Source organism: Microbacterium sp. AZCO (assembly GCF_039614715.1).
Lineage (GTDB): Bacteria > Actinomycetota > Actinomycetes > Actinomycetales > Microbacteriaceae > Microbacterium.
Genome location: NZ_CP154857.1, coordinates 3,727,030 through 3,749,839 on the forward strand (window position 1 = coordinate 3,727,030; position 22,810 = coordinate 3,749,839).

Sequence of the window (22,810 nt, forward strand, 5' to 3'; positions counted from 1 at the left end):
AAGACTCCCGCCCCCTGCTCGCTCAGAAGAGCATCGCCGGGGCCGTGGAGGCGGCGGGCCAGCCCCGCGACGTCGTGACGATCTGGCTCCTCGCGGCGAGGCCGGGGACAGGACCGCGGCGAGGGGAGTCGTCCTCCGCCTGCCCGCCCAGCCCGTGCACGCGCAGCAGAGGCTGCATCCGCTTCGCGAGCCACGAGCGGTACTGCTTCGGGGCATAGCTCGACGCCCCGGGATACAGCCCGAGGTACGACGACACGAGTTCGGGATGCTCCTGCTCCAGCCACCGCATGAACCACGGCTTGACACCGGGTCGCAGGTGAAGCGCGCCGTAGACGACCTTCGCCGCCCCAGCCTCCTTGATGCGGCGCAGGGCGTCGTCGAGCATCGGGATCGAGTCGGTCAGGTGCGGCATCACCGGCATGAGGAAGACGGTGACGCGGAACCCGGCCTCGGTCGCGGCGCGCACGGTGTCGAGCCGGGCGGCCGTTGTGGGAGTGCCGGGCTCGACGAGCTTCTGCAGCGTCTCGTCGAAGACCGCGATCGACATCGCGATCGTGACGGGGACGGATGTCGCAGCCTCCTGCAGCAGCGGAAGGTCGCGGCGCAGCAGCGACCCCTTCGTGAGGATCGAGAACGGCGTCCCGGAGTCGGCGAGCGCCGACACGATGCCGGGCATGAGGCGGTAACGCCCCTCCGCTCGCTGGTACGGGTCGGTGTTGGTGCCGAGAGCGACGGGCTCCCGGTTCCACGAGCCGCGGGCCAGCTCCTTGCGCAGCACCTCGGCGACGTTGATCTTGACGACGATCTGCGAGTCGAAGTCCCGCCCCGCGTCGAACTCGAGGTACTCGTGGGTTCCCCTGGCGAAGCAGTTGTGACTCACGACGCCGTTCGCGATGAAATCCTGCGTCCCGGTGGTGATGTCGACCATGTTGGTCTCGTAGCCGAGGTCTTCCACCGAGACAACGCGGAGATCCGCGACCGTCTTCACAGCGGTTCCCTCGATCGAGAGCTTTCGCGAGATCGCCGGCTCTGTGAGCCGGAAGAATCGCTGTCGTTCGGGAAGGCCACCGGTCACCCGGACGCTTCTCACGCCGTTGGCGCGCGGAGGCTCCGTGACATGCGGAATGGCGTGGACCGTGAGCGCGTCCTCGATCAGCCGGATCACCTCGGGATCCTTGTTGGCGATCCGGAGGATTCCCCGCGAACACGACCCCTCTGCGTCGAAGATTCCGGCCAGGAACCCGGCGTGCCAGGTCCTGGTCCGAAGCGACGGCGTGGCGATGAGTCGCTCGATCGTCTCGACGTCGGCACGTCGCCCCGAATGGATGGCGGTCATCGCGCTGCGAGTGGCCGTCGCATCGGCGAACGGCCGCGTGCGCGTAGCGACGCCTTCGTGCTCGAGCATGCGGCGTGTCACATCCAGGGCCTCGGCGTCGGCCAGTGCGAGTCGGAAGAGGTGAACCGCCCGGCGCTGCGCGCCTCTCTCGTACACGCGATGGAAGATCATCCCGTCGCCACGGATCATGCCGGCAAGGTATCCGCGACGGTACTCGCCGGACCCGCTCGTGCTCAGGGTCGGCCGGCCCCCGAGGCCGAACCCTTGAAGTCGATTGTTGGTCGTCAGGAACGGTCGTCGCGACGATCCGCCGATTCTGCCGGTGACATACTTCCAGCCTCGATCCGTGAGGAACCGATGGTCTCCGCTCGCGATCAGCTGTGTGCCGTCTGCGAGGGTCACGCGATACGCCCGCTTGCGGGTGCACCATTTCGCGAGAACGCGCGTGCGCACGTATCGGCGGTAACCGCCCTGCTGCTCGGTGCCGATGATCTCCTGGCCTATGACCAGCTCATCGATTCGCCGTTGCCGTCCGTCCGCGCAGAGGACGAGTGTTTCCGGACTGACGCAGTAGACGCAGGCATGCGAGCAGCCGCGGTAGGGATTGACCGTCCAGTCGAACGGCATGGCCGACGCGCCGGGCACGTGGTTGAGGGCGCTCTTCGCCATGACCTCGTGGAACGTCACGCCCGAGAACTCGGGAGTCGTCACCGAGCGCACGAGTCCGTTCAGATGCTCGAGGCCCGGGAGGGCCGCGGCATCCGGAACCCCCAGCTCTTGTCCCTGCCACCGCATATCCTCAGTCGAACAGAAGTACGAAGAACTGTCAAGGAGTGTCGAACGGAAAGACGATGACCGTGCGATGAGGGTCCCATCCGGCGGTAGGGGCTGGCGGGTCGGCGGGGGAGAATGGCCCTGTGAGCCCCCCGGTCACGCGCCGCGACGCCCGCGCGGCCCACCTGCTCACGGCCGCGACCGCGCCCGTGCGGCATGGTCGCGCGCGCCGCGCCGAGTGGCTCGGGGTGAGCTTCGCCGCGCTCGCCATCTCGGCGCTGGCGATCGGAGGGGCCGCCGCGGTGACGGCGGCCCTCGTCGCGCCGGCACTCGCGCCCTCCCGGGGGCTCGCGGCCGAGGCGGCCGAGTCCGCCGAGGCCGAGACGCCTGTGCCGCTGCCGCAGCCGGTCGAGGCGCTTCCGGCGCCGGCCATCGACGCCGCGCCCGCGCTCGTCGACGTGTGCGCGAATCCTGCGTTCGTCGCCGCCCTCCAGGCGGGAGACGACGCCGGTGCGATCGCGGCAGCGGGAGGCGCGGAGTCGTTCCGGGTCGCCGTCGCCTCGGGAACGGCGACATGCGTGCCGCTCGACGACCCCGCGCACGTGTGGGTCGTCGTCAACAAGACACGGCCGTACGACCCGGTCGACTACCGGCCGAGCCCGCTCGCGGCGCCCGCGGGTCTGCGCGACATCGCCGGCGGCGATCTGCGGGCGGATGCCTCCTCCTCGCTCGCCGAGATGACCGCCGCGGCCGCGGCCGCCGGGGTCGGCGAGATCGCGCTCGACAGCGGGTTCCGCTCGTACGGCACGCAGCGCTCGACCTACGGCAAGCAGGTGTCGGCGCACGGCCGCGCCGCTGCCGACATGGTGAGTGCACGCCCCGGCTACAGCGAGCACCAGTCGGGGCTCGCCGCGGACGTGACCGCCTGCTCCTCGGGCTGCGTCGGACTCGAGTCGTTCGCCGGGACGCCGCAGCAGGCGTGGGTGGCCGACCACTCGTGGGAGTACGGCTGGATCGTCCGCTACGTCGACGGCAAGACGCCGGTGACCGGCTATTCGCCCGAGCCCTGGCACCTCCGCTACATCGGGCGCGAACTGGCGGCCGCCTATCACTCCGGCGGCTGGGGCAGCCTCGAGGAGTTCCTGGGCCTGCCCGCCGCGCCCGACTACGTCGACTGAGAGCGCCCTGCGAACGCGGGAGCGCGGCATCCATTGTCGGTGGAACTCAGTACCATGAAACCTGGGATGCGATCCCAGCAACGTGTGCGAGGAAGGAACCGCAATGGAGCGCGACATCTACGACGAGGACCACGAGGCGTTCCGCGACGTCGTCAAGGAGTTCATCAAGCGCTACGTCACGAACGAGGCGCGCGAGCGGTGGGATGCCGAGGGCGAGGTCGACCGCGCCACGATGCGCGCCGCGGGAGACGCCGGCATCATCGGCCTCTCGGTGCCCGAGGAGTTCGGCGGCGCCGGAATGCTGCAGGACTACCGCTTCCGCGCGATCGTGAACGAGGAGATCATCGGCGCCGGATCGGGCTCGCTCGCGGGCGCGTTCGGCATCCAGGACGACCTCGCCGTGCCGTACCTCGTGCACATGGGCACGCAGGAGCAGAAGGAGAAGTGGCTCCCGCGAATGGCGACGGGCGAGATCATCGGCGCCCTCGCGATGACGGAGCCCGGGGCGGGCAGCGATCTGCGCGGCATCAAGACGACCGCGAAGCGGGCCGAGGGCGGCTACATCGTCAACGGCGCGAAGACGTTCATCTCGAGCGGCAAGACGGCCGACGTCATCGTGACGTTCGTGAAGACGGGCGAGGGCAACCGCCCCGACGCCTTCAGCCTCCTCCTCATCGAGAACGGCATGGACGGCTTCGACCACGGCAAGAAGCTCCACAAAATGGGCTTCCAGGGCCACGACACCGCCGAGCTGTCGTTCACCGACGTGTTCGTGCCGGAGGAGAACCTCATCAGCGGCAAGGAGGGCATGGGCTTCGTGCAGCTCATGATGAACCTGCCGCTCGAGCGCCTGTCGATCGCCGTGGCCGGCGCCGCCGCGGCCGAAGCCGCGCTGCACTGGACCCTCGACTACACGAAGAGCCGCGAGGCGTTCGGCGAGCGGATCATCGACTTCCAGAACACCCGCTTCAAGCTCGCGGATGTCGCGACGACGGTCGACGCGCTGTGGGCGTACATCGATCGCGCCCTGCTCGCCTACAAGGACGGCAAGCTCAGCGCCGAGGAGGCGGCCAAGATCAAGTTCTGGGCCACGGAACGCGAGTGGGATGTCCTCGACACGTGCGTGCAGCTGCACGGCGGCTACGGGTACATTACGGAGTACCCGATTGCACGAGCGTTCCTCGACGCGCGTGTGCACCGCATCTACGGCGGAACCAACGAGATCATGCGTGAGATCGTCGGTCGCCAGCTTGCCGGCAAGCGCTAGCGCTTGATCCGAAGCGGCGCAGATGCCGCTCGGGAATCAGACGGATGCCGGGGTCCTCCCTGGGGGTGAGGACCGCGGCATCCGTCGTCTGATCTCGCCGTCAGCGCATGTTGCCGCCGCTGCAGGTCTCCTGCGCCGCGGTCGATCCTGTGATGCTCGACGGCAGGGCGATCGCCTGCTCGTCGGGCGACGCGGGTGAGGTCGGTGATGTCGTCGCCCCCGGGGTCGCGGCATCCGTCGACTCGGGAGCCGGCGCATCCGGAGTGACCTCGACCACCCCGCCTCGCGCGCCCACCTCGCCCGTCAGCTGGAGCGGCCGGTTCGTCGCGAGAGCCGACCAGAGGGCCGTCGCGGAGGTCGTGTCGGCGACCACCCGGTTCTCGTCGTACGGATCGGCGAGCGTCGGATACTGCACGAACACGATCTCGTCGAACGGCACGTCCTTCACCGCGAGCGCGATCTGCACGACGGTGAAGGGATTGGCGAGCGACCTCGTCGGCGTGACGTTGTCGAGCGCGACGGCGGCGAGCTTGTACAGACGGGCGGGGTCTCGGAGCACGTCCTCGCTCACGAGCCTGCGCGCGAGGCGAGACATGTACTGCTGCTGGTTGGAGATGCGTCCGAGGTCGCTGCCGTCGCCGACGCCGTAGCGCGTGCGCAGGAACTGCAGCGCCGTGATGCCCGAGACGGTGTGCGTCCCGGCGGGGAGGTTCAGGCCCGTGTTGCGATCGCGGATGCCGCGCGCGAGGCACACGTCGACCCCGCCGATCGCATCGGTCACCTTGATCACGCCCCCGAAGGTGACGACGGCGCCGAACTGGATGTCGAGCCCGCTCAGCGAGGAGATCGTCCGCACGACGCACGCCAGACCGCCGTCCTGATAGGCCGTGTTGAGCTGGGCGGTTCCGCCGCCGGTCATCGAGCCGTCGTCCTTGGCGCACGACGGGAGGGTGACGATCAGGTCCCGCGGGAACGACACCACGGTGACGCGCCGGGGGCTGTCGGAGATGTGCACGAGCAGATTGACGTCGTTGAGCCGGCTCGCGCGGTCGGCGCCCGTGCAGCGGTCGCCGAAGAGGTAGGCGACGTCGGCCTCGCATTCGTCGATGCCCGTGACGAGCAGGTTGACGCCGCCCTCGATCGCCCCGATGTCGGGCGGCACGGCCTCCTGGTCGGGAAGATCGACGACGACGTCGGTGAAGCTCGCCGCCAGGTCGTACGTCGCGAAACCGGCGACACCGGCCGCGCTCACGAGGACGACCGCGACGCACACCGCGAGGATCTTCGTGAACTGCGCGAGGGGATGCGGCGAGCGCAGATGAGCGTGTCGCGCCACCGTGCGCCGTCGTCTGCCCATCCCGCAGCCTCCGCCGTCAGGTTGGGGCGAGTCTAGTCCCGGGGTGCCCTGCGGGGCGGGACTTCGGCATCCATCCCCCGGTCGTCCCTCGGGTCAGGCGAGACCCCAGGGGAAGAGGGCCCAGAACAGGGCCGCCGATACCGCCCAGAAGAGGACGACGAACACGGTGTCGCGGGCTCGCCACGGCACCAGGTGACGCTCGGTGCGGTCGGGGTAGGCGCCGAAGGCGCGCGAGTCCATCGCGAGGGCGACGCGCTCGGCGTGCCTGATCGCTCCCGCGAGCAGCGGCACGACGTACCCTCCCCAGCGCGCGAGGGCGGCGAACGGTCCGCGACCGCCGTGGGCTCCGCGCACGCGGTGCGCCTGCCGGATGATCTCGAGCTCGTGACCGAACCGCGGCACGAAGCGGAACGCCGCGAGGGCCGTGTAGCCGATGCGATAGGGGACGCGCAGCTGCTGCACCATCGAGCGGACGAGGTCGGGGCCCGTCGTGGAGACGCCGGCCGGCAGCGAGAGCGCGATGATGGCGGCGAGCCGCAGCGCGGTCGCGTAGCCGATCTGCAGCATCCCGCTGTACAGGGTCCATGAGCCGACGCTGAGCACGGGACTGCCCGCCTCGATCCGGCTCGGGTCGGTCCACAGCGAGAAGCCGAAGCCGAGGACGACGACTGCGGCCGGGATGCCGACGAACAGCATCAGTGCGAGGCGCGGCGTCAGGCGTGCACCGACGAGGAGCAGGGCGTAGGCGAGGGCGAGGAAGGCGAGCGGGGTCGCGGCGTCGCGGACGAACACGAGCAGCACCATCGCGGGCGCCGGTCCGGCGATCTTCGCGAGGGGATTGAGCCGGTACTGGAAGCGGACGGCGCTCGCGGTCGGGGCGTCGGCATAGGGGTCGAAGGATGCTGCGGCCGGCGGCGTGGCGATCGTGCCGGTCATGATCCGGCCCCGTTCCGTCCGCCGGGAAGGTCGGCGAGACGGGCGATACGAGAGAGCTCGGGATGCCGCGTCACGCCCTGCAGCGCCAGTCGAAGCGGCGGCAGTGCGAGGCCCGCGCCGCGTAGGAGCGCCTCGTCGGCGAAGACCTCCGCGGTGGCACCCTCGGCGAGGACGCGTCCCTCGGCGAGGACCACGGTGCGGTCGGCGTGCTCGGTCACGAGCTGCATGTCGTGGGTCACGACGATGATGGTCGTGCCGTCGGCGTTGAGCTCCTGCAGCAGCGCGAGGAGCTCTTCGGCGCGGGCGCGGTCCTGCCCGAACGTGGGCTCGTCGAGGGCGAGCACGGGGGCGCCCGCGACGAGGGCGGTGGCGACGGAGAGGCGGCGCTTCTGTCCGCCGGAGAGGAGGAACGGGTGTGATCCGGCCTTCGACGCGAGTCCGAAGCGATCGAGCACCTCCTCCGTGCGCTCGCGCACCGCTGCGTCGGGCAGATGCTGACGGCGCAGGCCGTGGGCGAGCTCGTCGAACACCGTGTGCGCGATGAACTGGTGCTCGGGGTTCTGGAACACGAACCCGATGCGCGACGAGAGTGTGCGCGCGCCGGCGCGCGCGACGTCGAGGTCGCCGATGCGCACGGTGCCGCGCGGGGGAGTGATGACCCCCGCGATCGCTTGGACGAGCGTCGTCTTGCCTGCCCCGTTGGCGCCGACGACGGCGACGAACTCCCCGGGCGCGACGTCGAGGTCGATGCCGCGGAGGATGCGCGTGCGACCGCGGTCGAGGGTCAGGCCCCGAACGGTGATGAGCGGGTCGCCGCTCCCTCCGGCAGCCGGCTCGCCCCCGGTCCCCGAGCTTGTCGAGGGGTCGACGCTCCCTCCGGCGGCCGGCTCGCCCTCGGTCCTCGAGCTTGTCGAGGAGTCGACGCCGACCGCGGCCGGCGCACCCTCGGTCCCCGAGCTTGTCGAGGGGTTGTGCGTCGGCCCGTCCTCAGCCTCGAGCGCGGCGTGCAGCTCACCGGGCGTGAGCGGCAGCGGATCGAGCGCGTAGCCGGCGCACCTCAGGCGGAGCGCGGCGAGCGTCGAGGTCGGCAACCACACCCCGAGGCGGTGCAGTTCGTCGGCCCGGCGCCGGAGCACGGCATCCACGTTCCCGTCTGCGACGACGTGTCCGTCGTGGTCGAGCACGACCACACGGTCGACGAACCCGACCGCCGCGTCGAGGTTGTGCTCGATGAGCACGATGGCGCGGTCCCCCGCGGCGACGAGCTCGGCGAGTGCCGCGTAGACCTCGTCGATGCCCTGCGGGTCGAGGTTGGCGGTCGGCTCGTCGAGGACGAGGAGGGGCGATCCCAGGGCGAGGGCGCAGGCGATCGCAAGGCGCTGCCGGCCGCCCCCCGAGAGGCGGTCGGGGTTCTCGGTGCGGCGCTCCCACAGGCCGACGCGGCGCAGCGCCGCCTCGGCGCGGGCGAGCACGTCGGTGACGGGCATCCTGAGGTTCTCGGGCCCGAACGCGACCTCGTCGAGCAGCGTTCCCGTGACGAGCTGGGCGTCGGGGTCCTGGAACACCATGCCGACGCGCGTGCTGAGCTGCGCGACACTCGATTCGGCGGTGTCGATCCCGTCGACCACGACGGCGCCTTCGAGCGTCGCGGGCACGGCGTGCGGGACGAGGCCGTTGAGCGCGAGAGCGAGCGTCGACTTGCCTGAGCCGCTCGGTCCGAGGAGCAGCACGACCTCGCCCGGGCGCACGTCGAACGTCACCGACGCGGGGGTGGCGGCATCCGTCCCCTCATGCGTGATGGCGAGATCGCGCACCGCGAGGAGCGGGCGGAGCGCGGCGTTCGTCGACGGCACGACGGAAGTGTCGCGGCGAGGCACGGTCACGGAATGTCCCTGGGTGGCAGGCGGATGCTGCTCCCTAAATTAGCCTGCCCTAACCTCGCAGCGGGACGCGGTCAGCGGCGGACGTTCCGTGCGACCCCCGCACGACGGAGGCCGGCGCCGATGCCGAGCCCGATCGCCGTCCACGCGACGGGGCCGAGGACGGCGAGCACGAGGTACGTGATCTGGGCCCAGAGCGGCAGGGCCGACAGGTGCGCCGCGAAGAAGACGACGAGGGCGACGACGACGCCGATGACGATCGCCGAGATGAAGAAGCGCCACGCATCCCAGACCCGGTAGCGGGTGAGCGCCGCGACGAGCTCCTGGATGCCGCCGAACAGGATCGCCGTGCCGATGAAGCGGAACGCCCACTGCGGCGCCATCGCACTCGCCACGAGCGCCGCGATGACGTGCGAGATGAGCGCGACCCACGGGAGGCGCAGCACCTCCTGCGCGATGATGCCGGGCAGCACGTGCGCACCGAGCACGAACCCGTACAGGATCGGTGCGGTGGCCAGCACGACGGGGGTGAGCCAGCCGGCGATGCCGCCCAGGATGCCCGTCGCGACGGCGATCGCGGCACACGTGAGCAGCACGCTCGTCGACAGTCGGGTGGAGGCGGCCACCCGCTCACTGTAGTCGCCGCGCCTCATGCGTTTCTCATGTGAAGCGATTCCGCCGAAGCGCTTCCCTGGGCTAGCGTGGGGCTCGTTGCGCGCCGACGATGTCGCGCAACTTCTTACTGTCCCCCTCAGATCCGGCGCCGCCGACGCGTGAGGCGGACGGCGGGAAGCGGCGGGGCGGGGATGCGCTCGTCGCCGTGGTCGACGACGCGTCCGAACCGTCCGGATCGTGCCTCCCACTCTTCGCGAGCCTCGACGATCTCCTCGTGCGAGCGCCCGACGAAGTTCCACCACATCACGATGTCGTCCTCGAACGGCTCGCCGCCCAGGAGGAAGAGCGTCGCCCCGTCCGGCGCATCGACCTCGATGTGGTCGCGTCGCGTGCCCAGGTAGAGCAGGTGCCCGGGATTCAGATCGGTGGATGCCTCATCCGCGCCCGCTGCGACCCTCGCGGTTCCCTCGACACCGACGAGCCCGTGCTCCCAGGCCGGGTCGAACGGGATCCGCACGCGGGACCGGGCGGGGATGCGCACCTCCGCTCCCACGATCGGGGTGTACGCGGACGCCGGCGACTCCACCCCGCCGAGCGCGCCCATGACGACGACCGCTTCGCCGGGGTCGCCCGAGATCGCCTCCAGCCGAAGGGTGGGAAGGTGCTCGTGGCGCTCGAACGCCGGCGGCCCGTTCCGCCGCGACTCGGGGAGGGCGACCCACAGCTGCAGGGCGTCCAAGGGCACAGCATCCTCTCCCACCGAGTACTCGGAGTGCGAGATCCCCGCGCCGCTCGTCATGAGGTTGAGGGCGCCCCGGGCGACGATGACGTCGCTGCCGACGGAGTCGCGGTGCCGGACGTCGCCGGCGAACGGCCACGTCACGGTCTGCAGTCCGATGTGCGGGTGCGGCTCCACGCGCATGCGCGCGACCTGCGGTCCGAACCGGTCCAGGAAGCACCACGCCCCGACGAGAGGCAGGTCGCGCTGGGGCAGCGTGCGATGCACCTCCATGGCGCGCACCCCGCCCAGCGGCACCTCCCGCGACTCCAGCAGCAGAGCGCGCGGCCCGTCGCACGCGGCGGCCGTGCTGAGCTCGGGAGCGTCCGCGTCGAGCCTCGTCACGACGCCATCCTCACTCGGGCTGGGGGTTCTCGGGCCACTCGACCGTGAGCCCCGGAACCTCGTTCTTGCGCAGATAGGCCGCGACGACGGGACAGTGAGGCACGACCGTCTCGCCGCGGCGGGCGACGTCGGCCATCGCCTCGGCGACGAGGGTCTGCGCCAGCCCACGGCCGCGGAAGGCCGGGTCGACCTCCGTGTGGGGGAAGTGCAGGCGGCCCCCCGCATCGATGCGGAACAGGGTGAACCCCGCGACGACGTCGCCGATCTTCACTTCGTAGCGGTGCTTGAGGTCATTGCGGGAGACGGTGATGGTCTCGTCGGCGTCGCTCACAGGCATCCTTTCGTTCCCTTCACCGTAGGCGCGTTCCCCGACATCGCGCCACGGCACCCCTCTGGTGGTGGCCTCGCGGGAGGTCTAGCGTCGGCCACAGCGGCGTGACGGGCGGCCGTCGGGCGGCTGCTTGGGGTGCGGACGACGACGTCCGTGCGGTTCGAAGGGGAATCATGAAACGACGCATCATCGCCGCGCTCGCGGCTCTCGGTCTCGCGGCCACGATCGGATCCGGGGTCGCACCGGCGGCCTACTCGGCCGAACCGGGCGGCTCGCCCTACGTCGCGCTCGGCGACTCCGAAGCGGCCGGGACGGGCAACCTGCCCTATGTCGGCCAGTCCTGCCTCCGCTCGAGAAAGGCCTATCCGACCGTCCTCGCGGAGACCCTGAACACGTCGGTGGCCTCTGCGGCCTGCGCGGGAGCGAAGACCGACGACGTGCTGGGTCAGGTCGCCATGCTCTCCGCGACCGGCGATCTCGGCCCCGCGACGCGACTCGTGACGCTCACGGCGGGCATCAACAACGTCGACTGGCAGGCGGGACTCGTCGCCTGCGGGGAGGGCGGCGACCCGGTCGCGTGCGCCCAGGCACTCGCCGTCGCCCAGCAGGCCGTGCAGGTGCTTCCCGTCAAGATCGGCATGCTCGTGGGCGCCATCCGGATGGCGGCGCCGAACGCGCTGATCGCCGTGACGGGGTACCCGCTGCTCTTCGGCGATGTCACGACGTTCTGCAGCGTCGGGGCGTCGCAGGGCGCACCGGCGAAGTTCACCGCGGCGCAGACCGCTCTCGTCAATTCGTTCATCGAGGGCGTGAACACCGCGATCACGGCCGGTGTGGCCGGATACCGCCAGCAGACGGGCGACAGCAGCGTCCGGTTCGTCGATATCGCAGCCGGCTTCGACGGCCACGGGCTCTGCGACACCGGAGATCGCTGGATCAGCGGCCTCGTGTCGGGCAAGACGACCTCCGACCGCGGCCTGCACCCCAACGTGCCGGGGCAGCAGGTGTGGGCCGGCACCGTCGCCGCGGCTCTGATGCCCTAGGCGCGTCCGCAACCTCGTAGCCGGGGCATCCCGAATCGTCTGCCGGGGTCGGAGTCGCCGCTCCGGCCCTGGCAGACTCGGGGGATGGCGCTGAACCTGCTCGACGCCGTGCCTCGGGGCGCGGGCGAGGACGACGCCTACCTCGGCTTCGTGGAGTGGGCGGCGGACCGCGGCTTCGCGCTCTACCCCGCGCAGGACGAGGCGGTCATCGAGATCGTGTCGGGCTCGAACGTCGTCCTGTCGACACCCACCGGCACTGGCAAGTCCCTCGTCGCGATCGCGGCGCACGCCGTCGCGATTTCGCGCGGCGGCCGCAGCTACTACACGGCGCCGATCAAGGCGCTCGTGAGCGAGAAGTTCTTCGCGCTGGTCGACATCTTCGGCGCAGAGAACGTCGGCATGGTCACCGGCGACTCGTCGGTCAACCCCGATGCCCCGATCGTCTGCTGCACGGCGGAGATCCTCGCGAACCTCGCCCTCCGCCAAGGCGTCGATGCCGCCGTCGACCAGGTCGTCATGGACGAGTTCCACTACTACGGCGACCCGGACCGTGGCTGGGCCTGGCAGGTGCCCCTCCTGCTGCTGCATCGCGCGCAGTTCATCCTCATGTCGGCGACGCTAGGCGACGTCACCGACATCGCCGACGACCTGTCGCGGCGCACCGGCAGGCCGACCGCCCGCATCACGGGCGTCGAGCGCCCCGTGCCGCTGCACTTCTCCTACGCCCGCACGCCCGTGCACGAGACCGTGGAGGAGCTGCTGCAGACCGGCGAGGCGCCCGTCTACATCGTGCACTTCTCGCAGGCGGCGGCGATGGAGCGTGCGCAGGCGCTCTCGTCGATCCGGATCGTCTCTCGTGAGCAGCGGGATGCCATCGCCGACGCCATCGGCGGGTTCCGGTTCACGACGGCCTTCGGTCGCACGCTCTCGCGCTATGTCCGCGCGGGCATCGGCGTGCATCACGCGGGCATGCTGCCGCGCTACCGGCGACTCGTCGAGACGCTCGCGCAGCGCGGACTGCTTCGCGTCATCTGCGGCACCGACACGCTCGGCGTCGGCATCAACGTGCCGATCCGCACGGTGCTCATCACGGCGCTGTCGAAGTTCGACGGCACGAAGATGCGCCAGCTGACGGCGCGCGAGTTCCATCAGGTCGCCGGCCGCGCCGGCCGGGCGGGGTACGACACGTCGGGGACCGTCGTCGTGATGGCGCCCGAGTGGGAGATCGAGAACGAGGCGGCGCTCCGCAAGGCCGGCGACGACGCCGCCAAGCGCAAGAAGATCGTGCGCAAGAAGGCGCCGACGGGCGTCGTGAACTGGGGCCTCGGGTCGTTCGAGCGCCTCGTCGAGGCCGAGCCCGAGCCGCTCGTGCCGCAGCTGTCGCTGACGGCCGCGATGCTCATCAACGTCATCGCGCGCGGCGGCGACGTGTTCGAGAACGTGCGCTCGCTCGTCTTCGACAACCACGAGCCGAAGGCCCGGCGGTATGCGCTCGCACGGCGGGCGATCGCGATCTTCCGCACTCTGCTCGCCGCCGACGTTGTCGAGATCGACCGGAGCGCCGAGGGCGCGGCATCCATTCGGCTCACCGTTGATCTGCAGCCGAACTTCGCACTCAACCAGCCGCTGTCGCCGTTCGCGCTCGCCGCGATCGACCTGCTCGACCCTGACGACTCCTCGGCGGCCTCAGGGTCCGCGGGCACCGGCACGGGTCACTACGCCCTCGACGTCGTGAGCATCATCGAGGCCACGCTCGACGATCCGCGGCCGATCCTGTCGCAGCAGGAGTTCAAGGCCCGCGGAGAGGCCGTCGCCGCGATGAAGGCCGACGGGCTGGACTACGACGAGCGCATGGAGGCGCTCGAGGAGGTCTCGTACCCCAAGCCGCTCGAAGAGCTGCTCGCGCAGTCGTACGAGGTGTTCGCGACGAGCCAGCCGTGGGTCCGCGACTTCGAGCTGTCGCCGAAGTCGGTCGTGCGCGACATGTTCGAGCGGGCGCTGTCGTTCGGCGAGCTGATCTCGTTCTACCAGCTGGCCCGCAGCGAAGGCCTGGTGCTGCGCTACCTCTCGGACGCCTACCGGGCGATCCGGCAGACCGTGCCGTCCGAGGCGCAGACCTCCGAGCTGCTCGACGTCGTCGCGTGGCTGGGCGAGCTCGTGCGGCAGGTCGACTCGAGCCTCGTCGACGAGTGGGAGGCGCTCGTCAATCCGTCGGCGTCGCCGGACGAGCCTGTCGTGCCGCCCGCGCCGCCGTCGGTGCTCACGAACCGGCGGGCCTTCCTCGTGCTCGTGCGCAACGAGCTGTTCCGTCGTGTTCAGCTCGCGGCCCTGCAGAAGGACGACGAGCTGCTCTCCCTCGACCCCGACGTCGACTGGCCCGCGGCGCTCGACGATTATTTCGAGGAGCACGACGCGATCCTGACGGGCGGTCCCGCGCGCTCGCCGCGGCTCGTCATGATCGACGAGAGCGCCAGCGCCACGGGCGTGTGGAAGGTCGAGCAGACGATCGACGATCCCGCGGGCGACCACGACTGGCGCATCCGCGGCGAGGTCGACCTGGCCGCCTCGGAAGAGGCCGGGACGGCGGTCGTGCGGGTCGTCGAGGTCGTGCGGCTCTGACCCTCTCCTCCCCAAGAGGTCCGCTGCCCTCTTCTTCCGGGGGATGGATGCCGCGCCCGGCGTCGTGTCCGCCGTCGCGGTTATCGTGAACGGGTGACTCCCGAACCCGGCTCCTCTTCGTCGTGGGGCGCCGATCCGTACGCCGACCTGGCGTGGAGCCCCGACGACCTCGTTCCGCCCGACGACTTCGAGGCCCCGCCCGACGATCTGGGTGCGCCGCCGGCCGCGGTGGCGCTCGCCCGGCGTGCGCGTGACTTCACCGGCTCCGACCCGCGGGCGATCCTGCGGGAGGTGTTCGGCTACGACGACTTCCGCGGCGACCAGGGTGCGATCGTCGAGCACGTCGTCGCCGGCGGCGACGCGGTCGTGCTCATGCCGACCGGCGGCGGCAAGAGCATCACCTACCAGGTTCCGGCGCTCGCGCGCCCGGGCACGGGCCTCGTCATCAGCCCCCTCATCGCCCTCATGCACGATCAGGTCGACGCGCTCATCGCCAACGGCGTGCGGGCGGCCTACCTCAACTCGACGCAGGGTCCGGCCGAGCGGCAGGCCGTCGAGCAGGCCTTCCTCGCGGGCGAGCTCGACCTCATCTATGTCGCGCCCGAGCGCCTCTCGTCGCCCGCGACGACGTCGCTGCTGCAGCGCGGCCGCCTGAGCGTCATCGCCATCGACGAGGCGCACTGCGTGTCGCAGTGGGGCCACGACTTCCGCCCCGACTACCTCGCACTGGGCGACCTCGCCGAGCGATTCCCCGGCGTGCCGCGCATGGCCCTCACGGCCACCGCGACCCGCGACACGCATCGCGAGCTCACGCAGCGCCTCGACCTGCCGCGGGCGAAGCACTTCGTCGCGAGCTTCGACCGGCCCAACATCCAGTACCGCATCGAGCCGAAGAACGAGCCGCGCAAGCAGCTCGTCGCCTTCATCCGCGCGCTGCGCGACGCCCTGCCCGACGAGGGGACGGCCGGCATCGTCTACGCCCTGAGCCGCAAGTCGGTGGAGCAGACCGCCGAGTACCTGTCGTCGCAGGGCATCCCGGCGCTGCCGTACCACGCGGGGCTCGACGCGTCCGTGCGCGCGGCGCACCAGGCGCGGTTCCTCCGCGACGAGAACGTCGTCATGGTCGCGACGATCGCGTTCGGCATGGGCATCGACAAGCCCGACGTGCGGTTCGTCGCGCACATCGACCTGCCGAAGTCGGTCGAGGGGTACTACCAGGAGACCGGGCGCGCAGGGCGCGACGGCGAGCCGGCCGTCGCGTGGATGGCCTACGGGCTCGGCGACGTCGTGCAGCAGCGCCGGCTCATCGACCAGAGCCCGGGCGACCGCGGCTTCAAGACCCGCCTCGGGCAGCACCTCGACGCGATGCTCGCGCTGTGCGAGACGGTGTCGTGCCGACGGCAGAACCTGCTCGGCTACTTCGGCCAGGAGTCGACGCCGTGCGGCAACTGCGACACGTGCCTCCAGCCGCCCGACACCTTCGACGGCACGGTCGCGGCGCAGAAGCTCATGTCGACGATCGTGCGGCTGCAGCGTGAGCGCGGCCAGTCGTTCGGTGCGGGGCAGATCATCGACATCCTGCGCGGCACCACCACCGAGCGCGTACGCCAGCAGAGGCACGACGAGCTCGCGACGTTCGGCATCGGCGCCGACCTGTCCGAGCAGGACTGGCGCGGCGTCGTCCGGCAGCTCCTCGCCACGGGCCTCCTCGTGTCGCGCGGCGAGTACGGCACCCTCGCGCTCGGCGAGAGCGCCGGCGACGTGCTGCGCGGCGATCGCCAGGTGCTCCTGCGGCGCGACGTCATGGGACGCCGGGGGTCCACCTCGGGCGTGCGCCGCTCGACGGTGTCTGAGACGGTCGGGGATGCCGACCGAGGCCTGTTCGAGGCGCTGCGGTCGTGGCGGGCGGAGACGGCGCGCATGCAGGGGGTTCCGGCGTACGTCGTGTTCAACGACGCGACGCTGCGTGCGCTGGCCGCGGTGCGGCCGGCGTCGCTCGCCGACCTCGAGGGCATCTCGGGCATCGGTGCGAAGAAGCGCGAGACGTACGGCGAGGCCGTGCTCGAGGTGATCGCGGCGGCCTGAGGCGCCCGCCTTTCACCGTTGTGCGTCCTCCGGGCGCTGCTCGGCCTCCGGGCGCTGCTCGGCCTGCGGGCGCGCAGGACGGGAGGAGTTGACGGCACCGGAGGGCTCGGCGCGGGCGAGGCATCCTCCCGTCGCGTCATCTCCTCCGGTCGTGCTCGGTGCCGCATGCTCGACCACCTCGGCCTCCGGTCGCGCAGCACGGGAGGAGATGACCGCGCGGGAGGGCCCGGCGCGGGTGAGGCATCCTCCCGTCGCGTCATCTCCTCCCGAACCGCACACGGCGCGCGCCCCGCGCGCCCGAACCGTACGCGGCGCGCGCCCCGCGCGCCCCGGGCCCGGCAGCCGAAACGCCCCCAGCCTTCGGCGAACGCCATCCCCGGCATCCACCGCCCTTAGGCTGGCGACAGCGTCGACGGAGACGAACGGAGGACCAGTGGGTCTCAGCAACATCGAGATCGCGCAGGCCGCGCAGCTCGAGCCCATCACGGCGATCGCGGAGCGGCTCGGCATCCCGGAACAGAGTCTCGAACCGTACGGGCGGCACAAGGCCAAGGTCTCGCTCGGGTACCTCGACTCGCTGAAGGATCGCCCGCGCGGCACGCTCGTGCTCGTCACGGCCGTCTCGCCCACGCCCGCCGGCGAAGGCAAGACCACGACGACCGTCGGCCTGGGCGACGCGCTCACCCGCATCGGCGAGCGTGCGATGGTGTGCCTCCGCGAGCCCGCGCTCGGACCGGTCTTCGGAATGAAGGGCGGCGCCGCGGGCGGCGGCTACGCGCAGATCGTGCCGATGGAAGACATCAACCTGCTCTTCACGGGCGACTTCTCGGCGATCGCCGTCGCCACGAATCTGCTCGCGGCGCTCATCGACAACCACATCCACCACGGCAATGCGCTCGGCATCGATGTGCGCCGCATCACGTGGCGTCGTGTGCTCGACGTCAACGACCGGGCCCTCCGCGATACGGTCATCGGTCTCGGCGGCCCCGGCAACGGCTATCCGCGCGAGTCGGGCTTCGACATCGTCGTCGCGAGCGAGGTGATGGCGGTGTTCTGCCTGGCGACCGGGATCGCCGACCTCAAGGAGCGGCTCGGCGACATCGTCATCGGCTACACGCGCGACCGGCGACCGGTCACGGCGCGCGACCTCGAGGCTCACGGCGCGATGACCGCGATCCTCCGCGACGCGCTCGCCCCCAACCTCGTGCAGACCCTCGAGCACACGCCGGCCTTCGTGCACGGCGGACCGTTCGCCAACATCGCGCACGGCTGCAACTCCGCGATCGCGACACAGTCGGCCCTGCGCCTCGCCGACTTCGTCGTGACGGAGGCCGGGTTCGGCGCCGACCTCGGCGCCGAGAAGTTCATCGACATCCTGTGCCGCTCGTCGGGGCTGCGCCCGTCCGTCGCTGTCATCGTCGCGACGGTCCGGGCGATGAAGTACCACGGCGGCGTGGAGGTCGCCGACCTCCCGACGGAGAACGTCGCGGCGCTCGAGAAGGGCACGGTCAACCTGCTGCGGCACCTGACGACGGTCCGCGAGACGTGGGGCCTTCCCGCGGTCGTGGCGATCAACCACAGGGCGGAGGACACGGATGCCGAGGTCTCGGCCCTTGTCGCCGCGATCGAGCGGGCGGGGGCGAAGGCGGTCGTCGCGAAGCACTTCGCCGAGGGCGGCGCGGGCGCCGAGGAGCTCGCACGCGAAGTCGTCCGCCTCGCCGCCGAGCCGAGCGACCTGTGCTTCACCTATCCCGACGATGCGACGCTGTGGGACAAGATGCGCACCATCGCGACGCGCGTGTACGGGGCATCCGACATCACGGCGTCGACCGCCGTGCGCGCGCAGATTCGTCGTTTGCAGGATGAGGGCTACGGCGGGTACCCGGTGTGCGTCGCGAAGACGCAGTACTCGTTCTCGACAGACCCGAAGCTGCGCGGAGCCCCGAGCGGCCACGTCGTGGACATCCGCGAAGTGCGCCTCGCGGCGGGGGCGCGATTCGTCGTCATGATCTGCGGCGACATCATGACGATGCCCGGCCTGCCGGCGGCGCCCGCGGCGAACGCGATCGACGTCGACGACGAGGGGCGCATCGTCGGACTTTTCTGAGCACGAGGAGGAACACCGGACACCGATCTCCGGTTGAATCGGTGCATGACCCTCGACGACATCCCGTTCCGCACGATGGAGGGCGACACGCAGACCCTCGCCGACGACTACGACGGCAAGCTGGTCATGATCGTCAACGTCGCCTCCCGGTGCGGCCTCGCGCCGCAGTACGAGACCCTCGAACGCCTGCAGCGCGAGTACGGCGAGCGCGGGTTCCAGGTGCTCGGCTTCCCGAGCAACCAGTTCCTGCAGGAGCTCGGCAGCAACGACGCGATCAAGCAGTACTGCTCGATGACGTACGGGATCACGTTCCCCGTGCTCGATCGGGTTCGTGTGAACGGGCGGCGCGAGCACCCGCTCTACACCGAGCTCAAGAAGGCTCCGGATGCCTCCGGCAAGGCCGGCCGGGTCACCTGGAACTTCGAGAAGTTCCTCGTCACGCCCGATCGCGACGTGCTGCGCTTCCGGCCGCACACCGAGCCCGACGATCCCGCCGTCATCGCGACTATCGAAGCCAACCTGCCCGGCTGATCGCCGAGGAACGTTGAAAACCTAGCGCCATTCGGTTTAGAGTGGCGGCATGAGCAATGACGCCGCCCTCTCGACCGACCTCGACACGCGCTATCGCGACGCCTCGCTTCCCGTCGACGAGCGGGTCGAGATCCTCCTCGGCCAGATGACGCTCGCCGAGAAGGCGGGGCTCTTCTTCCACACGATGATCGCGATGGGCCCCGGCGGCGAGCTGTCCGACGGCGACCCCGTCTTCGGGATCGCGTCCAACGCCGAGTACGTCGTCGACCGCAACCTGTCGCACTTCAACCTGCTCGGCGTCGCGCCGACGGCCGGAGAGATCGCGCGCTGGCAGAACAAGCTCCAGGAGCTCGCGGCATCCACTCGTCTCGGCATCCCCGTGACGATCTCGACCGACCCGCGCCACGCCTTCAACGACAACCCGGGTGCGTCCTTCTTCGCGGGCCCGTTCTCGCAGTGGCCCGAACCCCTGGGTCTCGCGGCGACCCACGACGCCGAGCTCGTCGAGAAGTTCGCCGACATCGCGCGGCAGGAGTACACGGCCGTCGGCATCCGCGTCGCGCTGCACCCGCAGGTCGACCTCGCGACGGAGCCGCGCTGGGCGCGTCAGCTGCAGACCTTCGGCGAGGACGCCGACCTCGCCGGCGAGCTGGGCGCCGCGTACGTCCGCGGCTTCCAGGGCTCCGCCTTCGGTGCGGGCTCCGTCAGCACCATGACCAAGCACTTCCCGGGCGGCGGCCCGCAGAAGGACGGCGAGGACCCGCACTTCGACTACGGCCGCGAGCAGGTCTACCCGGGTGGCCGGTTCGAGCTGCACCTCAAGCCCTTCGAGGCCGTCTTCGCCGCGGGCGGGCGCCAGATCATGCCGTACTACGGCATGCCCGTCGGCACCGAGTACGAGGAGGTCGGCTTCGGCTTCAACAAATCGGTCCTCACGGGTCTGCTGCGCGAGCGGTTCGGCTTCGACGGCATCGTCTGCACCGACTGGGGCCTCATCACCGACCAGCCGATCATGGGCACCGACTTCGCCGCACGCGCCTGGGGCGTGGAGCACCTCACACCCGCCGAGCGCATGATCAAGGTGCTCGACGCGGGCGCCGATCAGTTCGGCGGCGAGCACGACCCCCGTCTGCTCATCTCACTCGTCGAGGATGGCCGCGTGAGCGAGGAGCGGCTGGATGCCTCGGCCCGCCGCCTGCTGCGCGAGAAGTTCGAGCTCGGCCTGTTCGAGAACCCGTACGTGGATGCCGAGGCCGCCGACGCGATCGTCGGCTCGGCCGCCTTCCGCGCGGCGGGCGAGGCGGCGCAGCGCGCGTCGATCGCCGTGCTGTCCAACACGGGAGTCCTGCCGCTCGCCGGATCGCCGAAGCTCTACGTCGAGGGGATCGACGCCGAGACGGCCCGGCTGTACGGCGTCGTCGTCGAGACGCCGGAAGAGGCGGATGCCGCGATCCTGCGCCTGCAGGCGCCGTTCGAGGTGCGCGACTCGATGTTCGAGAACTTCTTCCACGCCGGGTCGCTCGACTTCGCGGAGGAGACCATCGCGCACGTCCGCGAGGTCGCGGCGGTCGTGCCGACCGTGGTGGACGTGTTCCTCGATCGCCCCGCGATCCTCGCGCCCATCGTCGAGGCGGCCCACGCCGTCGTGGCGAACTGGGGAGCGAACCCCGCGGCGCTCCTCGACGTGCTCACGGGCGCCGTGCCGGCCAAGGGCAAGCTGCCGTTCGACGTGCCGCGGTCGATGGCGGCGGTCGAGGCATCCCGTCCCGATGTGCCCTTCGACACCGAGGACCCGCTCTTCCGGTTCGGGCACGGCCTCGCCCTCTGACGTCACACCGGAGGGTAGGTGCGGACGCGGTCCACGCGGAAGCGGTGCGGCAGGGCCGCGGCATCCCGAATCCCCTTCTCGGGCGGGAACTCGTACACGTCGAGCATGAGCTGAACGGGGTAGTCGAGGGTCTGGGCGACGGTCTTCACCCACCGGTGGTCGATGAAGAACCGCAGGCGGTCGGGCGTCCACTCGACGGCGTAATCGTGGAAGTCGGTGAGATCGCCCTCGACGCGGATCTTCTCGAAGTCCTCCCGCAGTCTCGGATCGTTCTGCGCCTTGACGCCGACCCCCACCCAGCCGCCGGCGTCGTCGAGCTCGGAGCCGAAGATCTCGGCGATGCAGATCTCGCCGCAGTCGTCGGGGTCGTCTTCGAAGCCGATCGGCCAGAAGGCGACCATGGCGGAGGGATGCCGGATCGCCGCGAGCCGCGCCTCGATCACCCCGAAGCGGGGCAGCCAGAGCCGCCGTTCCGGCTGCTCCTCACGCACCGTGAGACCCTTCCGGAACCGGTGCTGCCCGACGCGCGAGGCGAGCGGGCCGGAGAACTGACCCGATTGCAGGTGTGAGACGCGGAGGTCGCCGTCGAGGTCGGGAGCCCACGGGGGCGTATCGGCATCGATCCGCAGCTCGAGTCCCGGCGCTCCCACCGTGTAGCGCGCCGCCGCGCGCTCCCGCGACGACCAGTGCGGCGTGTAGAACGGCCACCACAGCTTCTCGTCGAGCACGCCTTCGTCGAACCGCTCCTCGACGTCGGGTTCACGACCCGTGAGGTCGAGGGGCGACATGTCGAGCTCCCACACGTTGAAGGTGAGCTCGGCGCCGCGCCAGGGCATCGTGTCGCTCCCGGTCAGGGCGAAGCCCGCGCGCCGGCAGAGGGCGTTCGAGCCGGGATTGTCGACGCCGGGGTAGGCCACGAGGAGGTCGCGCTCGCCGTGCGCGCGCACGTCGGCGATGATGTGCCGCAGCGCCTCGGTCGCGACTCCGCGCCCCTGCCACCCGGGCTCCACTCCCCACCCCGTCTCATACGCGGGACGACCACGATGCTCGACGCGCCACCACCCGATACTCCCCGCCGGCACGCCGTCGACGTCGATGCGGAACATCCGCGATTCGCCCGTCTCCCAATTGCGCAGGTAGCGGGCATGGCGGTCGACGACCTGCTCCGGCGCCTCGGGCCCGCCGAGGAACCTCGTCATCTCGGGAGTGTTCGCGCGCTCGAGCACGGTGAGATCGTCGACGCTCCAGCGGTGCAGGGTCACCGTCATGCGCGCCACTCCGGCTCGATGACCCAGATGTCCACCTCGACGTCGCCGTCGTCGGACGGGAAGACCCCGCGCCCGCGGAGCTCGAACCCGACGCGCCGGCACAGTGCGATGGACGCCTCGTTGCCCACGTGCGAGTACCCCACGACGGGGCGCCCGGTCGTCGCGACGGCCAGGTCGATGACCCTGCCGAGGGCCTCGGTCGCGACGCCCCGACCCTGCCACGCGGGCTCGACGGCGCAGCCGATCTCGCAGACCGGCTCGCCCTCGTGCTCCTCGGTCCACCAGCCTGCGTAGCCTGCGACCTGGCCGTCGACCTCGACCCGGAACACGGCACCCTCGCCCGTCTCGGCGAAGGAGAGGTATTCGGCGTGGCGTGTGGCCAGCTCGTCCGGCGACTCGGGACCGCCGAGGAAGGTCGTCATCTCGGCAGAATTCGCGCGCTCGAGCACCTCGAGGTCGGCATCCGTCCACGGCACGAGCGCCATGCGCTCTTCTGCGAGGGCCTCCGTCACGCCGCGAGTCTAGGCGCGTC

At 70.8% G+C, this 22,810-nt stretch carries 17 protein-coding genes; 8 read left to right on the forward strand and 9 right to left on the reverse strand.

What is annotated here, in order from left to right; all coding sequences use genetic code 11:
* Positions 1 to 22: 22 nt before the first annotated feature.
* Positions 23 to 2,131 carry an intein-containing Rv2578c family radical SAM protein gene (locus tag AAIB33_RS17065; RefSeq protein ID WP_345801151.1) on the reverse strand — a complete coding sequence of 703 codons (2,109 nt, stop codon included), beginning with the start codon at positions 2,129 to 2,131 and terminating at the stop codon, positions 23 to 25.
* Between the two features lie 122 nt (positions 2,132 to 2,253).
* Here AAIB33_RS17065 and AAIB33_RS17070 point away from each other — a divergent pair, with 122 nt between their 5' ends.
* A complete protein-coding gene (locus AAIB33_RS17070; protein WP_345801152.1) occupies positions 2,254 to 3,288 on the forward strand; it encodes a M15 family metallopeptidase in 1,035 nt (344 codons plus the stop codon).
* A 103-nt stretch (positions 3,289 to 3,391) separates the two neighbouring features.
* Positions 3,392 to 4,555 carry an acyl-CoA dehydrogenase family protein gene (locus AAIB33_RS17075; RefSeq protein WP_345801153.1) on the forward strand — a complete coding sequence of 388 codons (1,164 nt, stop codon included), beginning with the start codon at positions 3,392 to 3,394 and terminating at the stop codon, positions 4,553 to 4,555.
* Between the two features lie 100 nt (positions 4,556 to 4,655).
* Here AAIB33_RS17075 and AAIB33_RS17080 read toward each other — a convergent pair whose 3' ends face one another.
* From AAIB33_RS17080 to AAIB33_RS17105, 6 genes are all read right to left on the reverse strand, one after another.
* Positions 4,656 to 5,912 carry an LCP family protein gene (locus tag AAIB33_RS17080; protein ID WP_345801154.1) on the reverse strand — a complete coding sequence of 419 codons (1,257 nt, stop codon included), beginning with the start codon at positions 5,910 to 5,912 and terminating at the stop codon, positions 4,656 to 4,658.
* Between the two features lie 93 nt (positions 5,913 to 6,005).
* The gene (locus AAIB33_RS17085) at positions 6,006 to 6,848 is read right to left on the reverse strand and encodes an energy-coupling factor transporter transmembrane component T (RefSeq protein WP_345801155.1); all 843 of its coding nucleotides are present in this window, start codon (positions 6,846 to 6,848) and stop codon (positions 6,006 to 6,008) included.
* On the reverse strand, positions 6,845 to 8,731 hold the full coding sequence (locus AAIB33_RS17090; protein ID WP_345801156.1) for an energy-coupling factor transporter ATPase: 1,887 nt from the start codon (positions 8,729 to 8,731) through the stop codon (positions 6,845 to 6,847). The genes AAIB33_RS17085 and AAIB33_RS17090 overlap by 4 nt, the downstream gene beginning before the upstream one ends.
* Positions 8,732 to 8,802: 71 nt before the next feature.
* A complete protein-coding gene (locus tag AAIB33_RS17095; RefSeq protein WP_345801157.1) occupies positions 8,803 to 9,354 on the reverse strand; it encodes an ECF transporter S component in 552 nt (183 codons plus the stop codon).
* A 125-nt stretch (positions 9,355 to 9,479) separates the two neighbouring features.
* The gene (locus tag AAIB33_RS17100; protein ID WP_345801158.1) at positions 9,480 to 10,466 is read right to left on the reverse strand and encodes a pirin family protein; all 987 of its coding nucleotides are present in this window, start codon (positions 10,464 to 10,466) and stop codon (positions 9,480 to 9,482) included.
* Positions 10,467 to 10,476: 10 nt separating this feature from the next.
* Positions 10,477 to 10,803 (reverse strand): GNAT family N-acetyltransferase, encoded by a 327-nt coding sequence (locus AAIB33_RS17105; RefSeq protein ID WP_345801159.1) that lies wholly within the window; start codon positions 10,801 to 10,803, stop codon positions 10,477 to 10,479.
* A 167-nt stretch (positions 10,804 to 10,970) separates the two neighbouring features.
* Between AAIB33_RS17105 and AAIB33_RS17110 the strand changes: the two genes are divergently transcribed.
* The 6 genes from AAIB33_RS17110 (at position 10,971) to AAIB33_RS17135 (ending at position 21,010) form a co-directional block, all read left to right on the forward strand.
* Positions 10,971 to 11,840 (forward strand): SGNH/GDSL hydrolase family protein, encoded by an 870-nt coding sequence (locus tag AAIB33_RS17110; protein WP_345801160.1) that lies wholly within the window; start codon positions 10,971 to 10,973, stop codon positions 11,838 to 11,840.
* Positions 11,841 to 11,924: 84 nt separating this feature from the next.
* Positions 11,925 to 14,459 carry a DUF3516 domain-containing protein gene (locus AAIB33_RS17115; protein ID WP_345801161.1) on the forward strand — a complete coding sequence of 845 codons (2,535 nt, stop codon included), beginning with the start codon at positions 11,925 to 11,927 and terminating at the stop codon, positions 14,457 to 14,459.
* A 93-nt stretch (positions 14,460 to 14,552) separates the two neighbouring features.
* Positions 14,553 to 16,544 (forward strand): DNA helicase RecQ, encoded by a 1,992-nt coding sequence (recQ, locus tag AAIB33_RS17120; RefSeq protein WP_345801162.1) that lies wholly within the window; start codon positions 14,553 to 14,555, stop codon positions 16,542 to 16,544.
* A gap of 433 nt (positions 16,545 to 16,977) precedes the next feature.
* Complete coding sequence (locus tag AAIB33_RS17125; RefSeq protein ID WP_345801163.1) at positions 16,978 to 18,651, forward strand: formate--tetrahydrofolate ligase; 1,674 nt, start codon at positions 16,978 to 16,980, stop codon at positions 18,649 to 18,651.
* Positions 18,652 to 18,696: 45 nt separating this feature from the next.
* The gene (locus AAIB33_RS17130; RefSeq protein ID WP_345801164.1) at positions 18,697 to 19,182 is read left to right on the forward strand and encodes a glutathione peroxidase; all 486 of its coding nucleotides are present in this window, start codon (positions 18,697 to 18,699) and stop codon (positions 19,180 to 19,182) included.
* A gap of 49 nt (positions 19,183 to 19,231) precedes the next feature.
* A complete protein-coding gene (locus tag AAIB33_RS17135) occupies positions 19,232 to 21,010 on the forward strand; it encodes a glycoside hydrolase family 3 N-terminal domain-containing protein (protein ID WP_345801165.1) in 1,779 nt (592 codons plus the stop codon).
* Positions 21,011 to 21,012: 2 nt separating this feature from the next.
* Here the strand turns inward: AAIB33_RS17135 and AAIB33_RS17140 are convergent, their stop codons facing one another.
* Together AAIB33_RS17140 and AAIB33_RS17145 are read right to left on the reverse strand one after the other, a co-directional pair.
* Complete coding sequence (locus tag AAIB33_RS17140) at positions 21,013 to 22,278, reverse strand: GNAT family N-acetyltransferase (RefSeq protein ID WP_345801166.1); 1,266 nt, start codon at positions 22,276 to 22,278, stop codon at positions 21,013 to 21,015.
* Positions 22,275 to 22,790 (reverse strand): GNAT family N-acetyltransferase, encoded by a 516-nt coding sequence (locus tag AAIB33_RS17145; RefSeq protein WP_345801167.1) that lies wholly within the window; start codon positions 22,788 to 22,790, stop codon positions 22,275 to 22,277. The genes AAIB33_RS17140 and AAIB33_RS17145 overlap by 4 nt, the downstream gene beginning before the upstream one ends.
* Positions 22,791 to 22,810: the final 20 nt, after the last annotated feature.

Bases quoted from the DNA above. Each gene is read 5' to 3' on its own strand.
- AAIB33_RS17065 (WP_345801151.1), bottom strand. From the start codon at position 2,131: ATGCGGTGGCAGGGACAAGAGCTGGGGGTTCCGGATGCCGCGGCCCTC.
- AAIB33_RS17075 (WP_345801153.1), top strand. From the start codon at position 3,392: ATGGAGCGCGACATCTACGACGAGGACCACGAGGCGTTCCGCGACGTC.
- AAIB33_RS17080 (WP_345801154.1), bottom strand. From the start codon at position 5,912: ATGGGCAGACGACGGCGCACGGTGGCGCGACACGCTCATCTGCGCTCG.
- AAIB33_RS17085 (WP_345801155.1), bottom strand. From the start codon at position 6,848: ATGACCGGCACGATCGCCACGCCGCCGGCCGCAGCATCCTTCGACCCC.
- AAIB33_RS17105 (WP_345801159.1), bottom strand. From the start codon at position 10,803: ATGCCTGTGAGCGACGCCGACGAGACCATCACCGTCTCCCGCAATGAC.
- AAIB33_RS17110 (WP_345801160.1), top strand. From the start codon at position 10,971: ATGAAACGACGCATCATCGCCGCGCTCGCGGCTCTCGGTCTCGCGGCC.
- AAIB33_RS17115 (WP_345801161.1), top strand. From the start codon at position 11,925: ATGGCGCTGAACCTGCTCGACGCCGTGCCTCGGGGCGCGGGCGAGGAC.
- AAIB33_RS17130 (WP_345801164.1), top strand. From the start codon at position 18,697: ATGACCCTCGACGACATCCCGTTCCGCACGATGGAGGGCGACACGCAG.
- AAIB33_RS17135 (WP_345801165.1), top strand. From the start codon at position 19,232: ATGAGCAATGACGCCGCCCTCTCGACCGACCTCGACACGCGCTATCGC.
- AAIB33_RS17140 (WP_345801166.1), bottom strand. From the start codon at position 22,278: ATGACGGTGACCCTGCACCGCTGGAGCGTCGACGATCTCACCGTGCTC.